Consider the following 960-nt stretch of genomic DNA (forward strand, 5'->3'; position numbering starts at 1 on the left):
TCGGGCTCGGGGTGAGGCCGGATCAGCCGGTCGCGATCTGCCTTGAGCGCAGCGTGGCGATGGTGGTGGGGCTGCTGGCGATCCTGAAGGCGGGCGGCGCCTACCTGCCGCTCGATCCGGCCTATCCGTCGGCGCGGCTGCGCCAGGTGCTCGACGATGCGGCGCCGCTTTTGGTGCTGGCCGATGCGGCCGGCCGCGCCGCGCTGGGCGCCGATGCGCTGCTCGATCTGACGGTGGTCGATCTGGAGACGGCGACGCCGGTCTGGGCGGCGCTGCCGGCGACGGACCCGGATGTGCGCGCCCTCGGGCTGAGCTCGCGCCATCTCGCTTATGTGATCTACACCTCGGGATCATCAGGCATGCCCAAGGGCGTCATGGTCGAGCATCGGGGAATGACCAATTATCTGTCCTGGGCCTGCGATGCTTACGCGCCCAGATCATCCTCCGTGGTCTCCTCGCCTCTGACCTTCGATGCGACCGTTAACAGCCTGTTTGCGCCTCTGATCTGTGGTGGCCATGCACAGCTTGTCATGGAGGGAGACGAGGTCGAGGGGCTAAAAGCAAAGATCAGCTCGGAATGCGGGCTCATCAACATCACCCCGAGCCATCTGGATGCTCTTGGGCAACAGATGCTGGCGGACTCGGCCGCCAGCCAAGTTGGCTTGTTTATTATCGGCGGTGAAGCGCTGTCGCCTTCAACAATCGAGTTGTGGCGCAGGATCCAGCCCACGGCCAGAATGGTGAATGAGTATGGCCCCACCGAAGCAGTTGTCGGCTGTCTCTTTTATGACATTCCGACCGAACTAGCTGCATCTACGAACATCCCGATCGGCCGTCCGATCGCGAACGCGCGGGTCTACCTGCTTGACGGTCATGGTGCGCCGGTTCCGTTTGGTGCGGTGGGGGAGCTTTACATTGGCGGGGCGGGGGTCGCGCGGGGCTATCTGAAGCGGCCCGAGC

1 protein-coding gene is annotated in these 960 nt (G+C 64.4%); it reads left to right on the forward strand.

Annotated features, from left to right (window positions below; all coding sequences use genetic code 11):
* On the forward strand, positions 1-960 hold a 960-nt coding region (locus ACZYOF_RS43960; RefSeq protein ID WP_463719616.1), incomplete at both ends, for an AMP-binding protein.

The organism is Bradyrhizobium sp. LeoA1Lang (assembly GCF_055413685.1).